At 66.8% G+C, this 19188-nt stretch carries 7 protein-coding genes; 6 read left to right on the forward strand and 1 reads right to left on the reverse strand.

The window, feature by feature from the left end; translation table 11 throughout:
- The first annotated feature begins 14 nt into the window (after positions 1 to 14).
- The 6 genes from WMF22_RS44700 (at position 15) to WMF22_RS44725 (ending at position 18431) form a co-directional block, all read left to right on the forward strand.
- Positions 15 to 1304 (forward strand): metallophosphoesterase family protein, encoded by a 1290-nt coding sequence (locus WMF22_RS44700; protein ID WP_438037332.1) that lies wholly within the window; start codon positions 15 to 17, stop codon positions 1302 to 1304.
- Complete coding sequence (locus tag WMF22_RS44705; RefSeq protein WP_438033670.1) at positions 1301 to 4804, forward strand: AAA family ATPase; 3504 nt, start codon at positions 1301 to 1303, stop codon at positions 4802 to 4804. The genes WMF22_RS44700 and WMF22_RS44705 overlap by 4 nt, the downstream gene beginning before the upstream one ends.
- Positions 4805 to 4811: 7 nt before the next feature.
- Complete coding sequence (locus WMF22_RS44710; protein WP_438033671.1) at positions 4812 to 10709, forward strand: DUF3320 domain-containing protein; 5898 nt, start codon at positions 4812 to 4814, stop codon at positions 10707 to 10709.
- A 456-nt stretch (positions 10710 to 11165) separates the two neighbouring features.
- Entirely contained in the window at positions 11166 to 12041 is an 876-nt protein-coding gene (locus tag WMF22_RS44715) for a hypothetical protein (protein WP_438033672.1), read from the forward strand.
- An 8-nt stretch (positions 12042 to 12049) separates the two neighbouring features.
- Positions 12050 to 14998, forward strand: a complete 2949-nt coding sequence (locus WMF22_RS44720) for an FtsK/SpoIIIE domain-containing protein (RefSeq protein WP_438033673.1) — start codon at positions 12050 to 12052, stop codon at positions 14996 to 14998.
- Positions 14999 to 15185: 187 nt separating this feature from the next.
- Positions 15186 to 18431 (forward strand): GTP-binding protein, encoded by a 3246-nt coding sequence (locus tag WMF22_RS44725; RefSeq protein WP_438033674.1) that lies wholly within the window; start codon positions 15186 to 15188, stop codon positions 18429 to 18431.
- On the opposite strand, the gene WMF22_RS44730 is transcribed toward WMF22_RS44725, so the two are convergent.
- A complete protein-coding gene (locus WMF22_RS44730; protein WP_438033675.1) occupies positions 18428 to 19132 on the reverse strand; it encodes a DUF5131 family protein in 705 nt (234 codons plus the stop codon). The two genes, WMF22_RS44725 and WMF22_RS44730, sit on opposite strands and share 4 nt — an antisense overlap.
- Positions 19133 to 19188 lie beyond the last annotated feature (56 nt).

Consider the following 19188-nt stretch of genomic DNA (forward strand, 5'->3'; position numbering starts at 1 on the left):
GAGTCCGCTACTTGGTGGTCACTTTTCGTGAGAGGGGGGCAGCTTTGAAGTTCGTTCATTGCGCAGACGTTCACCTCGATAGCCCCCTGAGAGGGTTGAGCGCCTATGACGGCGCACCGGTCGAATCGCTCCGCGGAGCTACACGCAGAGGCTTTGAAAACCTGGTCAATCTTTGCATCGAGGAAGAAGCAGACTTCCTCGTCATCGCCGGCGATCTCTACGACGGCGAGTGGCCAGATTTTAACACCGGTCTCTACTTCGCCAAGCAGATGGCGCGCCTCGGACAGCGCGGCATCTCCGCATACGTGGTACGCGGCAACCACGACGCAGAGAGCAAGATTACCCAGCGGTTAGCTCCACCAGACAACGTTCATATCTTCGGCTGGAAGAAGGCGGAGACGGTCACCATCGAGCGGCTCAAGGTTGCACTGCATGGGCAGAGCTTCGCGAAGCGCGATACGCTCGAGAACCTCGCCGCGAGCTACCCGACGCCGAAAAAAGGCTGGTTTAATATAGGCGTGCTCCACACTGCGCTCGATGGGCGCGAGGGACACTCGGCCTATGCGCCGTGCGTACTCGACCACCTGCGCGCCCGTGGTTACGATTACTGGGCACTCGGCCACGTTCACAAGCGCGAGGTGCTCTGCAAGGATCCGTGGGTAGTCTTTCCCGGAAACGTGCAGGGTCGCAATGTGCGCGAGACGGGGGCCAAGGGATGCACGGTCGTCAGCGTCGATGAGGGCCAGGTCGTCACCGATCACCGGGCAGTCGACGTGCTCCGCTGGGCCTGTGTGAACGTGGACGTCTCAGGTGCGGTGACGCTGGACGACGTGCTGGACCGCGTCCGTGACGCGATTCGCCGTGAGCGCGCCGAGGCCGAGGGGCGTTTTCTCGCCGCTCGGGTACGAATCGAGGGACGTTGCGATGCCCATGATGCCATCGTTCGGCACCCGGACCTATGGAAGCACCAGGTCCGTGCCGCCGGGGTCGAGGCGGGCCAGGACGACGTGTGGGTCGAGAAGGTGGAGACTGCTACCCAGCCGCTCCGCGACCTCGACGAGGTCCGAAAGCGTGACGACGCCATCGGCGAGCTCCTGCGGTCGGTCCGCGAGGTCGTTGAAGACCCGGGCGCCATCAGCGCGCTGGTCGAGGAAATGGACAAGCTCCTGAGCAAGCTGCCCCATGACGTGCGCGAGGCGATGGAGCTGCCCGACCTGCGCAATCCCGAGCAAGCCCGCATGTTGATCGACGACGCCGAGCAGCTGCTCCTAGCGCGCATCGATGCCTGGGGCGCAGCGCAGTGAGGCTCATCGAGCTCCACCTCAAGGCGTTCGGCCCGTTCACCGAGAGGACGTTGACCTTCGGTGACAAGGGCGGCGTCGTGCACGTGGTGTACGGCCGGAACGAGGCCGGAAAGACCTCGACCCTTCGCGCGCTCGGCGATCTGCTCTTCGGGTTCCCTCACCAGTCGCCGGCCGCGTTCCTGCACGACGAGCGGACGCTCCGCGTTGGGGCCGCCCTCGAGAGCGATTCCGGCGCTACGCTCCGGTTCTTCCGCCGTAAAGGACGCGTGAAGACGCTCCTCGACGCCGAGGAGGGCGTCCTCGACGACGGCGCCCTGAAGCCGTTCCTCGGAGCCCTGGAGCGCCCCTTCTTCGAGCGAATCTTTGGCCTTGACCACGAGCAGCTCCGCGAAGGCGGCGAAGCGCTGCTCAAGGACGGCGGGGACGCAGGGCTCGGCCTCTTCGAGGCCGGCGCGGGGCTCGCCGGCATGCGCAAGGTGCTGGAGGAAATCGACGGCGACGCGGGCAAGCTGTTCCGCCCCAGAGGCCAGAACCAGCTCATCAACGAGGCCCTGAAGCGGCTTGCCGAGGTGCGCAAGGAACTCAAGCAGCGCGCGCTCTCGGGCGACGAGTGGCGCGCGGTCCGCGACGAGCTCACAGGCGTTCGGGTGCAGCTCGAGAACGTCAGCAAGCGCGTGCAGGAGCTCTGGGCAGAACGGGAGAAACTGCACCGGATACAGCGCAACTTGCTGCCGCTCGCAGAGCGGAGCGCGCTGCTCGCGGAGCGTATGTCTCTCGCTCTTGTGCCCGATCTTCCGGACGACGCACCTACGCAGCGGGAAAATGCCGAGTCATCGCTCGGGGAGGCCAGGCGACGGCTCACCGGAGCCGAGCAGGAAATCGTGCGCCTTTCGGGGCGGCGGGATGCAATCACCCCACGGGAGGGTGTGCTGACGCAGGCTGACGCGATCGAGCGACTCGCGCGCCAGCGGGGCGACATCGAGAGCAAGCTTGCTGATCTCCCGAAGCGCGAGGCCGAGCTGCGCCAGCTGCGGACGGAGATCACCCGCCTGCTGGGGCAGGCGGGCTTCAGGGCGAAGGACGCCGAGGTGCGCGAGATCCTCCCCCGGCGCCCCGAGATCGCCGCCATTCGCGACATGGTCCGAGAGCAGCAACGGCTCGGTGCAGAGCACGAGCAGGCTCGCAAGACGGTCGAGGGCTACGAGGTCGACCTGCGCACGGCAGAGGGCACCCTGGCGCGCTCGGTCGAGCCGAGAGACACGGCGCCTCTCGCCGCCGCTGTGGGTGAGGCGCTGAAGCTCGGTGATCCCGGCAAGAGCCTGCGTACCGCGCAAACCGAGGCGGCGGCCGCTGGCGAGGCGCTCACACAGGCGCTGCGCAAGCTGGCCTTCTGGACGTTCGGTGACGTCGAGCTGGAGGCGCTTCCGGTCCCTCCGGACGCGATCATCGACCGCTTCGCGCGCGCGTTCCGTGACGAACATGAGCAGAAGATACGGGCGCGAGGTGCGCTCGAGGATGCGCGCCAAGAGCTCGATCGGGCCGAGGCCGAGCTGACCCACCTTGGTGCCGCCGGCGAAATTCCGACGGCCGAGGCTGTGCGCAGCGCCCGCCGGCGCCGCGAACGCGGCTTTCGGCTTCTGCGCCGCGGGTTCATCGACGGCCGGGAGGACGTCGCCGCGGAAGCTGCAGCCTTCGCGCCGGGTCTGCCGCTCGCTGACGCCTACGAGGACAGCGTCGCGGCGGCCGACGAGCTCGCCGATACGCTGCGCGCCGAGGCAGCGCGCGTAGAGCGTCATCGCTCGCTCCTCGTGGAGGTCGCGCGCCGGCGCGATCTCGTTGCAGCGCAGGAGGGCGAGCTCCGGGGAGTCGAGGTGAGCGCGATACGGACCGAGGAGGAATGGCGCGCTCTCTGGCCATCGCTCGGGTTCGCGCCGCAACCGCCGGACGAGATGCTCAAATGGCTCGCTCAACGCACGCGCGTCCTCGAGCGCCGTGCCACCGCGCGCGTGCGACAGGACGCGCTACGTGAGCTGGAGGAGACCCATGCGAATGCGCGGCGGTCGATCGGCCGTGCGCTCACGCTCGTCGGCGAGCAGGGCGCGAGCGGCGACGAGGATCTCGCCATGCTTCTCGCACGCGCGCAGCGCCTCGTTGAGCAGAGCGCTGCAGAACGGAACGCGCGCAAGTCGCTGCTCCAGACCATCGACAGCCTGCGCTCCAAGCTCGACGCCGCACGGCAAAGCTATGCCTACAAGGAGGCGCAGCTTGAAGAGTGGCGCGCCCGGTGGGGCGTGTTTGCGAGCAGGTTCGGACGCGACCTCACCGTCATGCCCGCGGAGATGGAGGCGATCCTGGATCTCTGCGATGAGACGAGCCGCAAGCTTGACGACGCGGACAAGCTCGAGCATCGCATCCGCCGCATCGGGGAGGACAGGGGAACCTTCGAGCAAGCTGTCAGCGCATGCGTCACAGCCGCCGCCCCCGAGCTCGCGGCGCTGGGCGCCGTCGACGCGGCCGACCGCCTCACGAAGATGCTCGCCCTGGCGCGAACCGACGCGAAGCAGCGTGAGGGCTTGGAGGCCGAGATCGCACATCACGCGCGCATCGTGGACGAGTGCCGCGCGGCCATCGCTCGCCACGCCGCGAAGCTCGAGGAGCTGTGCCGGAGCGCGTCCTGCTCCACGCTCGATGACCTCCGCGCGATCGAGCGTACCTGGCAGCAGCGGCGCGACCTGGAGCACCGGCTCGGCACCGCCGAGCGGCACCTTCTCGCCGGGGGTGGGGGGCGCTCGCTTCAAGACCTCGCCGCCGAGGCGGCAGGCGCGAACGGCGATACGTTGCCGGGGCTGATCCAGGAGCGGGATGAGGAGGCAAGGCAGCTCGACACCGAGAAGACAGAGCTCGCGCGCAAGGAAGGCGAGCTGCGCACCCGGTTCGACGCGATGAGCGGCGGCGACCAGGCCGCGCTGGCCGCCCAGAGCGCCCAGGCCGAGATCACCAAGATCCACGAGGGAGCGGAGCAATGGATTCGGCTGACGCTCGCCAGTGCCCTGCTCCAGCGCGGGATCGAGCGCTATCGCGAGAGGAACCAGGGGCCCATTCTCGGCCGTGCCAGCACACTCTTCGAGCGCCTGACGCTGAGCTCCTTTTCACGCCTCGTCGTCGACCTCGGGAAAGATGACGAGCCGGTCCTTCTCGGTGTTCGACCGGATGGCAAGAGCGTGGGCGTCGAGGGGATGAGCGATGGCACGCGGGATCAGCTCTTCTTCGCGCTTCGGCTCGCCGTCATCGAACAGTATGTCAGCCGGAATGAGCGTCTCCCCTTTGTCGCCGATGACATCTTAATTCACTTCGATGACCCGCGCTCCGAGGCAGCCCTCCGCATCCTCGGCGATCTCGCAGAACGCACGCAAGTGCTCTACTTCACCCATCACGAGCACATGGTCGAAACGGCGCGGCGGGCGCTCGGATCTGAGCGGCTCGTCGTACACACGCTTTGAGGCAGGCATGACGACCCAAGAGCAGCCGACGGTAACCGTTGAGCTCGAGCACGCGCGCACCCTGACGTTCGCTCTCGAGCAGGCGGGAGTGCCCACCGTCTCTTCCGTGCAGATACGCAACCGTGGCTCGGCGCCGATCGAGGGCGCGGTGCTCACGATCGAGCTCGCACCGGAGCTCGGCGCGCCCGTGCATGTCCAGGTACCCACGGTGCACGGCGGCGAGTCCGCCGACCTCGGCGTCGTGGATCTTCCCTTGCCGTCCGAGCGGCTGCGCGCCGTCATCGAAGCCGAGCGTGCGCGGATCGCGTGGAAGCTGGTTGCCGGGGGACAAGCCCTCGCTGGGAGCTCCGGTGCCATCGACGTACTCGCATACAACGAGTGGCCCGGGCTGCGGGCGCCTCCGGCGCTGCTCGCGATGTTCGTCACGCCGAACCATCCGGTCGTCATGCTCCTGCTCCGCCAGGTGCGCGACCGACTCGGCCGGGCGACGGGCAACAACGCGCTCGATGGCTACCAGAGCCGCTCCACAGCCCGCGTCACCGCGATGGTCACCGCGCTCTACGAAACCCTCCAGAGCTTCGGGATCTCGTACGCCGAGATGCCAGCGAGCTTCGAGGAGGTGGGGCAGAAGGTCCGCTTCCCCGATCGCATCCTGGAGGACCAGCTCGCGAACTGCCTCGATATGACGCTGCTCGCGGCCGCTTGCCTCGAGCAGATGGGCCTCCGGCCGTTGATCGTCACCGTCCACGGGCACGCCTTCCCGGGCGTGTGGCTCGTGGACGATCGCTTCCCCGAATGCGTGGTGAACGACGCCGCCCGGCTCCGCACGTCCGTCGCGCTCGAGCAGCTCCTCTTCTTTGACTCGAGCACCATCATCCACTCACCGGCGCCCCGTTTTGATCGGGCGAAGGTCGTCGCAACTGACTACCTCTCACGGGACGCCGAGTTCGTCTTCGCCGTCGACGTTCGTGTCGCCCGCCTGGATCGCTATCGGCCGCTCCCTCTCCGCGATCTCATGCGCATCGCCGCCGCGCAGCCCTCGGTCGCGGTGGACCCGGGTCGAGTCACCGGGGAGGCCCGGACCCTGCTGCTCGAGGCCGCGCGGATGCCGATTGAGGAGCCCCCGCAGGTCGCCGCCCCGCGTCCGACGGATCCGGTCAGCGCGCGGCTCAAGCAGTGGCGCGACCGCCTGCTCGATCTCTCGCTGCGCAACCGGCTCCTGAATTTCCGGGCGGACGTCAAGGGCTCGGTCCCGCTCGAGGTCCCGGACGCGGCGGCCTTCGAGGACGCGCTGGCCGACGAGAAGGTGTTCGACCTGCTCCCGCGGCCGTCCGATGGCCGGGACGCGCGCGACGAGAGGCTCGCCAAGGCGCGCGCCGACGACGCGGAGCTCCATGCGCGTCTGCGCGATGACCTGAAAAAAGGCATCGTGCATAGCCCGTTATTGGAGCAAGAGCTCCGGACCCGGGCCATCGACTTGGATCGCAGCGCGCGAACGAACCTGGAGGAGGGCGGGGCGAGCACGCTCTACGCCGCGATCGGGCTCCTGCGCTGGTACGAGTCCGAGTCCAGCGACAAGCCCCGCTTCGCGCCGCTCCTCTTGGTACCGGTGGCGCTCGAATACCAGCGGACGACCCGGCGCCTGCGCCTGCGCGGCCTCCCGGAGGAGGCGGTTCCGAACGTCACGCTCGCCGAGAAGCTGCATCGCGACTTCGCCGTCGATCTCGGCGCCCTTGCGAACCTGGACGCGGACGAGCACGGACGTGACGTCCCGGCGATGTTTCGCGCGGTGCGCCAGGCGATCCAGCGGATGCCGCGCTGGGAGGTGCGCGAGGAGGTCCACCTCGGGCTCTTCACGTTCACCAAGTTCCTGATGTGGCGCGATCTCGAGGACAACGCCACGGCGGTCCTGGAGAACCCGGTGGTTCGCCACATCGCTTCCGGCGCGCAGACGGCGTTCCCCAACGCCGCGCCGGCGATGGATCCGAGCGCGCTCGACGACACCGTGCCGCCGGCGCGCCTGCCGGTCGTCGTGGACGCCGACTCGACGCAGATGGCGGCGATCAGCTCGGCGCTCGCCGGGCGCTGCTTCGTGCTCCAGGGGCCGCCGGGGACTGGCAAGTCGCAGACGATCACCAACCTCATCGCCGCGGCCATGGCCGAGGGCCGCACCGTGCTCTTCGTCTCGGAGAAGATGGCCGCGCTCGACGTCGTGAAGCGGCGCCTAGACCAGGCGGGCCTCGGCGACTTCTGCCTCGAGCTGCACAGCCACAAGGCGCAGAAAAAGCAGGTCATCGAGTCGTTCGGGAAGAGCCTCTCACGCGTCGTGAGCACAGCGCCTTCGGCATGGGACCAGCGTTCGGCAGAGCTCGGGAAGCTGCGAGCAGAGCTCAACGCCTACGCGCGCGCTCTCCACGCGCCGCGCCCGCTCGGTCGTAGCTTCTACCAGGCGAGCGCGCGCCTCCTCGCCCTCGCCAGCGCGCAGAGGATCCCCGTCGCCTTCGCCAACGTCATGTCGTCGACCGACGTGCAATTCCGTGGGCTGCTCGAGGCGGCGAACGCCTACGCGGTCGCGTCCCGCGACGTCGATCCGATCACCGCGCACCCGTACCGGGACGCACGGCTCATGGAATGGTCGGCGCAAGGCGAGCAGGCCCTTCGCGCAGCGGTGGAAGGTGCCCTCCAGGCCATCGCGGCCGTGGACGCGGCCGCGCGACAGCTTGCGTCCCTTCTCGGCGTCCCCATGGCGGAGTCGCTCACCGGGATCGACGAGCTCGCGCAGCTCGGGGCCGCGGCAGCGAGCGGCCCTGTACCTCCTTTGCTCGTCGACGAGGCGGGCAGCGCGGATCTGCGCCGACAGATGCAGGAGTGGCTCGGGCGAACGCGCACGCTGGCGGAGTGGCGGGAGCGGCTCGGGAGGCGCTGGCAGGAGTCCGTCTACCAGCTGGACCTCGCGGCGCTCGAGGCCCTGTTCAAGCGCTGGGCGCAGAGCTTCTTTCTGTTCGCTCTCCTGTTCCTCTGGGGCGCCCGATCCCGGCTCAAGCTCGTGGCTCGCGGCGCATTGCCGCCCAACCAGGAGATCTCCAGCGATCTCACCCTCGCGCGCGCTGCGCTGGGCACGGCGGAGCAGATCGAGCGCGAACGGGCCGGGCTGGTCCATGCCTTCGGCGGCTGCTGGACGGGGAATGACCACGATGATCCCGCGCCTGTGCTCGCGCGGGCCGATGCGTTCCGCACGGCGCTCCGCCGGTACCGCGCCTCCTCCTCGGCTCCGCTCGACCGGGTCGTCGCGCTCACCGACCCGGCGCTTTCCCCGGAGCGCCGCAACGTTGTCGACTCGCAGGCACAGGTCCTCTCCGGCGCACTTGCCACACTGCGCACGCACGTGCAGACCGCGCTAGCAGGCATCGCGCCCTTCGGCGGGGTGTGGCCCGATGACACCCGCCCCGGCTACCTGCATGCTGCGCACGAGCTCCTGTCGCGCTGGCATCAGGGTTTTGGCGCGTTCCGTTCCTCGTGTCTGTACCGGAAGCAGGCCGCGCAGTTCGCTCAGTGGGGTGCCGGGCCCATCATCGCGGCACACCAGGCCGACGCTCTCGGCTCGGGCGATGTGGTTGCGTGCACCGAGCGTTCGTTCTTGCAGGCTTGGGTGGACGCGATCCGCGACGCCGAGCCCGCGCTCCGCACGTTCGACGGGCCGAACCGCCACCGCGTCGTGGAGCGCTTCCGGAGCGCCGACGAGGAGCACATCCAGCTCGGCCGTCAGCGCGTCGCCGAGATCCTCCACGCGCGATTGCCGCAGGTGGACGGCGCGCTCTCGGAGGCGTCGGAGACAGGGAAACTCCAGCGCGAGCTGCGCAAGAAGGCCCGACATTTGCCGATCCGGCGGCTGCTCGGCGAGATGCCGAACCTGTCGATGCGCCTCAAGCCCTGCTTTCTCATGAGCCCGCTCTCCGTGGCGCAGTACCTGCCCGCGGACGGGCGACGCTTCGATCTCGTGGTATTCGACGAGGCCTCACAGATCTGCACCCACGATGCGATCGGCGCCATCGCCCGGGGTCGGCAGGTGGTGATCGTGGGCGACTCGCGTCAACTCCCGCCGACGAGCTTCTTCCAGCGCGGCGTCGCGGACGACGCGCCGGTGGACGACAACGATGTCGAGGAGCTCGAGAGCATCCTCGACGAGGCCGTCGCTGCCGGATTGCCGCAGCAGATGCTCGGCTGGCATTACCGCAGCCGGCACGAGGCGCTCATCGATTTCAGCAACCAGCACTACTACGAGCGGAACCTGAACGTGTTCCCGGCGGCGCACGGCCGCGTCCCCGAGCTCGGCGTCGAGTGGCACCACGTCGCCGGTGGTGTCTACGACAAGAGCAAGTCACGGACGAACCGCGCGGAGGCCGAGGCGCTGGTCGCCTATCTCTTGAGTGCGCTCCGCGGCACGTCGCCGGGCGAGCGCAGCTTCGGGATCGTGACCTTCAGCCTGGCGCAACAGCTCCTCATCCAGGATCTGCTCGACGAGGCGCGCGGGAAGAGCGCCGAGGTCGAGGCGCACTTCTCGAACAGCCTGACGGAGCCGGTCTTCATCAAAAACCTGGAGAACGTGCAGGGCGACGAGCGAGACGAGATCCTGTTTAGCATAGGGTATGGTCCGGATGAGTCCGGGCGCGTCTGGATGAACTTCGGCCCCCTCAACCGCAGTGGCGGCGAGCGCCGGCTGAATGTCGCCATCACGCGCGCGCGGATGAAGCTGCGCGTGTTCTCCACGCTGACGCACGAGCAGATCGACCTTACGCGGACGAACGCGACCGGTGCGCGGCATCTCAAGGCATTTCTTCGCTATGTCGCGGAGCGCGGCAGCTCGACGCAGCAGCGCCCGGTGCTGCGCAGCGGCGACTTCGACAGCGACTTCGAGCGCGAGGTATACGAAGCCCTGATCGCCAAGGGGTACCGGGTGGACTGCCAGGTCGGGTGCGGCTCGTACCGCATCGATCTCGCGGTGGTGCATCCCGAGCGGCCGGGCGTGTACCTGCTTGGCATCGAGTGCGACGGCGCGAGCTACCATTCGGCGGCGACGGCTCGCGATCGCGACCGGCTCCGGCAGCAGGTACTGCAAGGGCTCGGATGGAAGCTACATCGGGTCTGGTCTTCCGATTGGTGGTTCCAGCGCTCCCGCGAGGTTGAGCGGCTTGAGGAGGCCGTGCGGCGCGCTCTGGAAGAGGGCAACAGGGCGCCGACGCCACGTCCACCGGTAGCCATTACGGCAGCGCCCCTTCAGGAGGCGCGGACACCAACGCTGCCTGTTGCGAGCGTCAACACGAGTCCCAATCTGACACCGAAGCCTCCGCCGGTCACACCCTACGTGAAGGCGGAGCTCACGCCTGCTCCATTCGGCGTGGACGCGATCTACAACGGAGCTGGAGCTCAGGAGCTGCGCGCGCGTCTACTTGGCATCCTCGCGGTAGAGGCACCTATCCACCTCGATGAGCTCTCGCGACGCGTTGCTGCGTGCTTCGGAGGCACGAGGATTACCGATCGCCTGCGGAACCACCTTATCGAGCACATCCGTGGCATCCCGGGCATGGCAGTGATGCGGGGCGACTTCGTATGGCGTGCCGATCAGGCATATGACACTTGGTCCACGTTTCGAGGACCTGCGAGCACTGGAGAGCCGCGTCCTGCGGAGATTGTGCCGCCCGAGGAGATCGCAGCTGCTGCCGCCTGGCTGCTCTCGCGTAGCCTCTCCACCACCCGTGATGACTTGATCCGGGAGACCGCGCGGCTGTTCGGAATCCAGCGAGCGGGGGCGAAGGTCAGCGAGCGGATCGCTGTCGGGATAGAGCTCTTGAAGAAGTCCGGGCGCTGCGCGATGGAGGGGGAGCGGATCGAGTGGCGAGGTCGCTAAGAGGACAAATGGTTCACGTAAATCTGTAGCAGATGCGCGACGCGAGAGTGTTCGATGAGGCTTCCAACTCTCATGCCTCTCACGGACCCTCGCCGGACGACCACAGCTCCGTGTGGCGCGTATATAACCCGGGGCACGCCCTTGAGCCCGAGTCGACAGGCGGCTCCGCCCCGTCTGCCTCGCCGCGGGATGAGACCGGCGTGCGGTCCGCTCGCGCCGTCGCCCTTGGATCATGTTTGTCACTGGTTGTCAAGACCATACCGTCCGCGCCCCCGCTCAGCAGGGTCGGCCCTATGCCCGAGCGATGCGGGGCCGCTACGCCCGCCGATGACGTCGTGCGCGCTGGCCCTTGTCGCGTGCGGCTGGCGCCGGCCCTCCGAGAAGGTCGAGCGGGCGCAGACGCGGCGAAACGCCTGGGATAGCCGGCCGCGCTAACGTCGGGTTATCTTGCTCGCCATGCCGAAGAGGAAGGAGAGGAGGGAGTTGTTAACTTCCGTGGACAGCGCGCTGCTAGACAAAGCGGAAGCCTTGGTCCGTGACCGGCGAACCGTGCCGCGAGCGAAACTCCCCGAATGGAAGCAGCTCGCCCCAGCAGCGCAGACCCAGCTCGTCGACGCGCTCGTACGCCGCGGGCTCGAGGTGGGCGAGAAGGGAGCCCTGCGCGTGCCGGCGCGAGAGCAGGCAGCCTCGCTGGCACACGGAGGCGCTCGCCTGTCGTGGAAGGCTGCGCAGCAGCGCGTCGTCGGCGTGTCGGCGACGGAGCGCGCCAGCGCGCTGAGCGACGCCCTCACCAGGGGGAGCCTGTACCTGGTCGTGCGGACGAAGGTCGATACGGTCGTGAACGGGCGGGAAGATGTGCTCACCCAGGACGAGGTGGAGCGCCTCGCGAAGGCGCACCAGGCGCTAGGAGCGGTTCTGAAGCTCGTACAGAAGAAGCTCTCCTCCAAAGGTCCCCTGGCGCGGGTGCAAAAGACGCTGCTACGGGAGGACGCTGCCGGGGTACTCGCACCCCTTTCGGCATGGCTCGGTGACGGTCCGGACCCGAAGCACCTATCGGAGGAAGCCTCTTGCGAGATGGTGGTGGACGAAATTCGGAAGATGGAAGAGCCTCCCATCCCTCTCGTGTGGGTTCCGGATCTGGTGAGGAACTTGGCTCCCCGCATGAGCAAGCAACAAGTACACGGATCGTTGCTTGCCGCCCAGAGGAGAGGGATTGTCGAGCTCCGACCGGAGTCGGGCGTGAATAGGCTCTCTCTCGAAGACGCTGCTCTCTGCCCGCCGGACCCCGACGGCGTTCCGCTCTCGCACGCCAGGCGTCTCTCCGCACAGTAAGGCTCGTCATGCAGAACCCGTTTCGAGACACGGTCGCTGAAGCATGGGGGGAGCCCCTCGATCTGCAGTCGCTGAATGCGAGCGCTAGCGATGAGCTCGTCCGCCGGATCGATGGGCTCGCTCGGGAAAGCCGCGGAGCTGGACCGCCGCCTCGTTCACAATGCGTTCTCTTGCTTGGCCCCGCGGGCAGCGGCAAGACGCACCTCTTCGCGCGGTTACGCAAGAAGCTCGGCTACCGCGCGGTGTTCTTTCACACGCGCCCCGAGCTCGGCGCGCCGGCGACACCGCGCTATCTCCTCGCGCAGCTCGTCGACGCCCTCCGGTTTCCTGCCTCGAGTTCGGAGCATACGCAACTTGACCTCATCGCCGGTGCAATGCTGTCCGTCGTGGAGGGCCACCCTACCAAGTATCCGCTCACGATGGTCGCGCAGCCGCACGATGATCCACGACGTCTTGTGGAACGCGGCCTCGCGGCTGCAGAGCGTCGGTACCCCCAACTGCTTCCGAAATATCTGGAGCGATTGCTCCAAGCGCCGTTCGAGCCGGAAGTGCAAACCCGAAGAGCGATGTATGCCTGGCTCTCAGGCCGGCCGCCGAGCGAAGCAGAGCTGGCGCGCCTCGGCGAGGCCCAAGGCTTAGGCGACGAGGATGTGCTCCCTGCACTGCGGACGCTTGGGTTCGCTGCGACGTTCGGCGCGCCGCTCGTGCTGGTGTTCGATCAGCTTGAGAACCTCGCCGATGATGATCCAGCGCGGACGCGCATGATGGCGCATGCTCAGCTGATCTCCGAGCTGCACGACACCGTGCCCGGCACGCTGATCGTTCAGATGGCGCTCGACTCGGAGTGGACGCGCTTCATCCGACCTGCGCTCCCCCCGCAGCTGCGCCACCGTGTCGAAGACACGGTCGTCCCGCTCGGGTTCCCCGCTCCCGAGCAGGCCAGGCAGCTCGTTGAGCTTCACTTAAACAGGATACCGGCCGAGGAGCGCAAGGGCGCGTTTCCGTGGCCCCTCGATCCCGCGGCCGTGAAGCGCTGGACGGAGGAGACGATGACGCCCCGCGCTCTGATCCAGCGGTGCAAGAGCGCGTTTGATGATTTCCTCGCCGGCAAAGTGGCGGCCGCCGGAGGAGCGCCTCAGCCTGCGGATGGGACGGGACTCGACCAGCGGCTGGAGGTGCTCTGGGCTGACTTCGTCGAGAAGGCACGCACCGAAATCGACCGTGCCGCGCGAGACGGCCATTATCTCGACGCGGAGCGCATGGCCAGCGGACTACTCACGATCTTGCCGCTCGTCGGTGCGCCCGCCCGCCGTGTTCCAGGGAAGAAGAACCGCCCTGACATTCGCGTGACAACATCCCAGGTCTCGCTGGTGCTGCTCGCCCAGCAAAATCACCATCGCTCTCTCGGTGCGCTCCTGGCCGAGGCGACGCAGATCGAAGCCGATCGCATGATCATTGTTCGCGAACATGCGTTCGCGATCCCACCGACCTGGAAGCAGGTGCACGCGCAGCTCAAGGCTCTGCGAGACAAGTCGAACATCGTTTACACCACCGTTGGACGCGATGAGCTAATCGAGTGGCTCGCCGCGGAGAGCGTGCTCAGCGCTGCACGATCCAAGGACTTGAGCGACGAGCAGGGGCACACGATCGAGCACGGTGTTGTGCTTGACTGGCTGGAGCGGCGCTACCGACGTCGTCGCTCGGGGTTCCCGGACGTGTTCGTAGGTCCTCCACCGGAGCCATCAAGCGACGAGGGCGGCCCTGACGTCGCGGTTCCTCCGAAGCATCCTGCGCATGGGGCGGCCCCATCGGCGCGATCCTCACAGCAGCCCAAGCAGAACGCCGAGCGTCCTGCCACGAACGATTCCTCCTCGACGCCAAAGCCACCCGCCACTGAGTCGAAGTCTGATACGCAGCCTCGAGGCAGCGTGAGGCCGGAAGCATCAGAAGCCGAGGCCTTGGAGAAGATCGTCCTGAACCAGCTTTTAAAGCTCGGAGTCACTGCTACAGTCACGCGCCGAGTCGCCGGCGCGCGCTTGATCCGGCTGGAAGTCTCGAGCCCGCGACAGCGCGTCGCCGACCTGGACCGTGCGGCCGCCGACGTCGAGCACAAACTTGCCGATCACCAGGTCCGGTTCGAGCGCGAGGGTCCGCGCCGCTTCTTCAGCGCACCGCGAAGTAATCCGCGCCCAGTGCTACTCGACGACCTGATAAAGAAGGAGGAGACCTGGTTGCGCGAGCGCCCGGGTCGTTTCGTTCTCGGCGAGCGCGTCGATGGCGAGGTGGTGAGGGGCGATCTCTCGGACGGAGGCAGTTGTCATTTGCTGATCGCTGGCCAGACCGGTAGCGGCAAGTCGGTCCTCCTCCGCGCGCTCGTGCTCAGCCTCGCGCGGTTGCACCCGGCAAGTCGCATCCGATTCACGCTCGGCGACCCCAAACGAGTCACGTTCGGCGCCCTCGTTGAGAGCCTCGGTGACCATGTCGCCCTACCGATCGCCTACGACGCCGAGGCTATCGTCGCGCGCCTCGAGAAGCTCGCCGAGCAGATGGACTTGCGGTTTACCTCGTTTCAGAAGGGCCGTGTTCAGGACATCCATGAGCATAACGCCCTGGCGGTGGAAAAGCTGCCACTTGAGATCATCGTGATCGATGAGTTCGCCGACCTTGTCCTCGACAAGGCATACAAGCAGCCGTTCCTGGAAGCCGTGAAGCGGATCGGCAACATGGGTCGCGCGGCGGGAATTCATATGCTGCTCGCCACTCAGCGGCCCGACCGGAATACCGTTCCTGGGGAGGTCAAGGCCAACCTCGTAGGAAAGGTCGCGCTCAAAGTCCAGTCAGCTCTCAATTCTCGCATTATCCTCGACGAGGGGGGCGCCGAGAAGCTGCTTGGCAGGGGCGATCTCCTCGTCGACATAGGGCATGGCATCGTCAGGGCGCAAGCACCGGGATCCTGACGGACAGCGCGGATCAACGATGGGAACTGCGGACCATAGCGCGTCACCTCCGGGGCTCGAGCGGAAGCGGGTGTTCCGCGGAGCCAAGGGCTGGGTGGGGCGATTCTCGTGGAGTCACGGAGGCGAACGGATCGTTGTTCCTTCCAGTGATGGTGCGGTCCGCATCTGGGCCCGTGAACAACGAGGTGTGGAGCACACGCTCGTCGGGCATGACCGCGCGCTCGCGGCCGTGTTCTCGCCGACCGACCGATTGGTCGCGACGGGCGGCATGGATCGCGTGGTGCGGCTGTGGAGTTCAGCCAGCGGGAAGCTCCGGCGCGAGCTCCCGGCACACGCCGCCGTCTACGGGCTCGCATTTTCGCCGGACAACGCGCTACTCGCGGTAGGATGCGCTGACGGGGTTGTCCGCCTCTGGGCCATGCCGTTCTGGTCGAGCCGTCACAACCTGGAAGGTGACTCGGCGGTGACCGATCTGGCTTGGATGCCAACCGGGCGACTGCTGGCTTGTGCACACGAGAACGGTCCGGTGGTTCTCTGGAAGCCGGACCAGCGCCTCCGACAAGCTGTCTGGGAGCGGCCCCCCACCTCGGGCTACGGTCTGGCATGGTCCCCACAAGGCCGGCATCTTGCAGGCGGGTACGGCGCTCGAGGAGCCGTGGCTGTCTGGGATGTCGAGGCGTCCCGCCTAGCCCGCCTTCTGGAGGGCGCATCCGGTCCAGTGAGCGGCCTTTCGTTCTCGGCAGACGGTCGCCTGCTTGCTGTCACGTCAACGGACGGGACGACGCGCTTGTGGAATTGCGAGACATGGGAGCCGGTGTCTGTCTTGCCGGGCGAACGCAGGGAGTACTGGCTGCCAGGCGTGGCATTCCACCCGCAGGAGCCCTTGCTCGCCATCCCTGCACGCGAAGATCGAGTGGTGGAAGTGTTCGAGGTTGGAGGAATCCTCGGGCAGCACACTTCTTCTGAGGTCGCGGCGCGCTACGCGACCGCGAAGGTGGTGCTGCTAGGTGACACTCGTGCCGGCAAGACATCGCTCGCGCATCGGCTCGCGAGCGGTGAGTACAGAGAGCACCGGTCCACGCACGGTCAGCAGATCTGGCCGCTCGACGGACTCCAGTCGCCGCGCGAAGACGGCACGGAATGCGAGGTGCTTCTCTGGGACCTCGCCGGCCAGCGCGACTATCGAATTCTTCACACGCTGTTCTTGAGCGACGCAGATGCGATTCTGTTGGTCTTCGATGCGTCGGAGCTCGACGATCCGCTCGCCGGGGTTCGATACTGGCTGCACGCGCTCGAGCGTTCCGGCGGTCGCCCACGACCCATGATCCTGGTCGGCGCGCAGTGCGACGAGGCCGCGTCGCCGCTCTCGACCAAAGAGGTCGAGGCGTTTTGCAAGCAGCATGGCATCCACGGCGGGTATGTGCCTACGAGCGCGCTGAAGGGGCACGGGCTCAAGGACCTCCTGGGGCGTTTACAGACGATGCTCCTCCGGGCCGAGATCACGACGACGACCACAACGGCGGCGTTCAAGCGGGCGAGAGAGGCGGTTCGCACGCTCAAAGCGCGGCAGGCTGCGCAGCGGCCGCTACTCTCGCTTTCCGAGCTTCGCCAGGAGCTGGGGAAGGTAGATCCAGGTCTTGATCTTTCCGATCAAGACCTCGCCGCAGCACTCGGTGACCTCGTAAAACACGGACACCTCCAGGAGATCCTCCTGAATGGGCGAGCGCGAGGTGTTCTCCTCGAACCGGAGCTCCTCTACAACGCCGCCGCTTCCGTTGTCTTACGCGCGCGGACTGCGCATCGTGGTCTTGGTGCCGTCGAAGAGGCGGCGATCTTCGCGAACGGCGAGATGTCCTCCGATCTTCCGACGATGAGCGCCGAGGAACGCGCGTCTATATTGGAAAGTGCGGTGAGCACGCTTCTGGACCATGCGGTGTGCGTGCGAGAGTCATTCTGCGGGAAGACGCTGCTCGTTTTTCCGGACCTCGTCTACCGTCCTCGTCCACATCTCATCTCGGACACTACGACGATGGATCCACTCGTCTCATACACGGTGGAGGGGGCGATCGAAAACCTGTTCGCCGTCCTCGCGGTACGAGTCGGCTACGCGGACTTTGTCATAGGTACGAAGCACTGGCGAAGCGAAGTGCATTACGAGGTTGACGGTGGAACGCAGCTCGTCCTCAATGCTGAGAAGGCAGAGGGGCGAGTACTTCGCCTCGTGCTTGGTAGGCTCGGAGCGGATGAGGCTGGCGTCTTCAACAAGCTGGTCGGCTTGGTCGAGCGCCTCCTGCTCGCGAGCGACGTGGCACTTGCACGTTTTCAGATCACGGCATGTCCGCACTGCGAGGACCGGCCATCGCTTGTCGAGGTGGAGCGGAACATTCGCGACGGGCGCGGCGAGATGAGCTGCTCTGCATGCGGCAGTGCCATCCCGCTCGATCTCCGCACCAGCGTCGACGGCCGTGAGCGAGAAGAGACGACCCTGAGCGAGGACAAGGAGAGCGCGGATCGGAGATTCCAATTTCAGCCCGACCTTACATCCTTGAAGGTCAGCGTCGCGCGCCGGGCAGCAGAACCGCCCCGCTGCATAATGTCGGGGGCTGTCGAGCGGCGGTGGGCGAAGCGATTGACGCTCGACGTGTCACATGCGGGCGTTCAAATTCAGGTTGTCGCGGGTGATCCGATTCCCGAGCATCTCCGCCGATGCGGTACGCCTGGCGCATTATGGCTATGCACCAAAGCGGCTCCCGATAAGTCGACGCCGTCCGGCGAGAAGATCCACCTTGTTGTGCCTCCCGGCAGTGATCTCCCGGTCAAGCCGCTTCCGCACGGGGCTCGCGTCTGGGACTTTCGCGACCCTGGCAGTTACTTTTTTGTCCTACTCGACATCCTGTGCGATCTACACAACCTACCTTGGGACGAGCGGCCGCTCGTCCGGAGGCGCAGCAGGCGTCAAAAATCACCGCTATCGCCAGACCATTCAGCGCCGGAATCGCTGCATACCCCGCACTCGGTCGTATGCATCTACCATCCAAGGGACGCGAAGTACGCCAAAGCGCTTCGACGCCATGTCTCACAGCTGGAAAAGCAGGACAAGATTACGTTTTGGACACCAGACCGCATTGTGGCAGGGGAAGACCGCGACGAGGCGATCACGGAAGCGATCGCCGGCGCGCGCGTCATCGTCGTGCTGCTCTCGGCTTATCTCTTTGACGGAGGTTTCTGGGACCTTGTGATGAGGTGCCAGCGGCGGCATGGGCGCGAGTTGCCGTTTCTGCCGGTGTTGGTGCGCGCAGTAAGTCTCGACGCAACTGTGTTCGCGAAGAAGCAGTGCTTGCCACGCAATGGGGCGGCGATTCAGACGTTGTCCCATCCGGATGAGGCATGGCAGTTGGTCGCGACGGAGCTCCGGACGAAGCTAGGCTGCTAACCGGAACTCCGCGATGATGCAGCCTGGCCCAACGCCTTGAGCGCGATCTCCGGCCGCACTCGGCGCGCCTGCACCGTCGGCACGTGGCGCATTCGCAAGTCCTGCGGCCACTCGCCCCAGTCTCCTCCGTGCCGATCGCGGAGCCTGAGCGGCTGCCCGCCAAGCATCGGCGCCGTCCCGAGCTGCTTCAAGAAGTACGGCACCTTCGCTCGCCGGCAGGCATCGCGCAGCGTCCGCGCCCACGCGACGTCGAACGGGCGCGCGTCCTCCCCGGACTCACCGCCCTGGATGGCCCAGTCGATCGAGGGAAGCCACGCGGCCAGGTCGATCTCTTCGACCTGCGGCTCGACGGAGAGGAACCGCACGGTCGACTCGTCGCCGACGCCGAGCAGCGCGTCGATGCGGTTCGTCATCGCGGCTGAGGTGATGCTCGTGCCAGCCCAGAGATTGGAGGGCCACCGGCTGCCCCACGCGAGCAGCTGCGCCGAGAAATCGGCCATGCGCTGGGGCCGCTTCGTCAGCCAGAGCCACCGGTGCCGCTGCCCCTCGGGGCCGGTCACAGTGCGGATGATCTCGTGCTCGAGGTACTCGAACGAGATCGCGTTCGAGAGGGCGTCGGACATGTCGGAGACGAAGATCAGGCGCGGCGAGCCGTCCAGCCAGGGTTTGTGGAGCCGGCTCCGGTCGCGAAGATCCGACAACCTCGCCGCTTGTCGGTGAGCATCGCGTCCCGCGTCCGATCGGTGAAGACCGCGGC

The organism is Sorangium sp. So ce204 (assembly GCF_051526795.1).
GTDB classification, from domain to species: Bacteria; Myxococcota_A; Polyangia; order Polyangiales; family Polyangiaceae; genus Sorangium; species Sorangium cellulosum_B.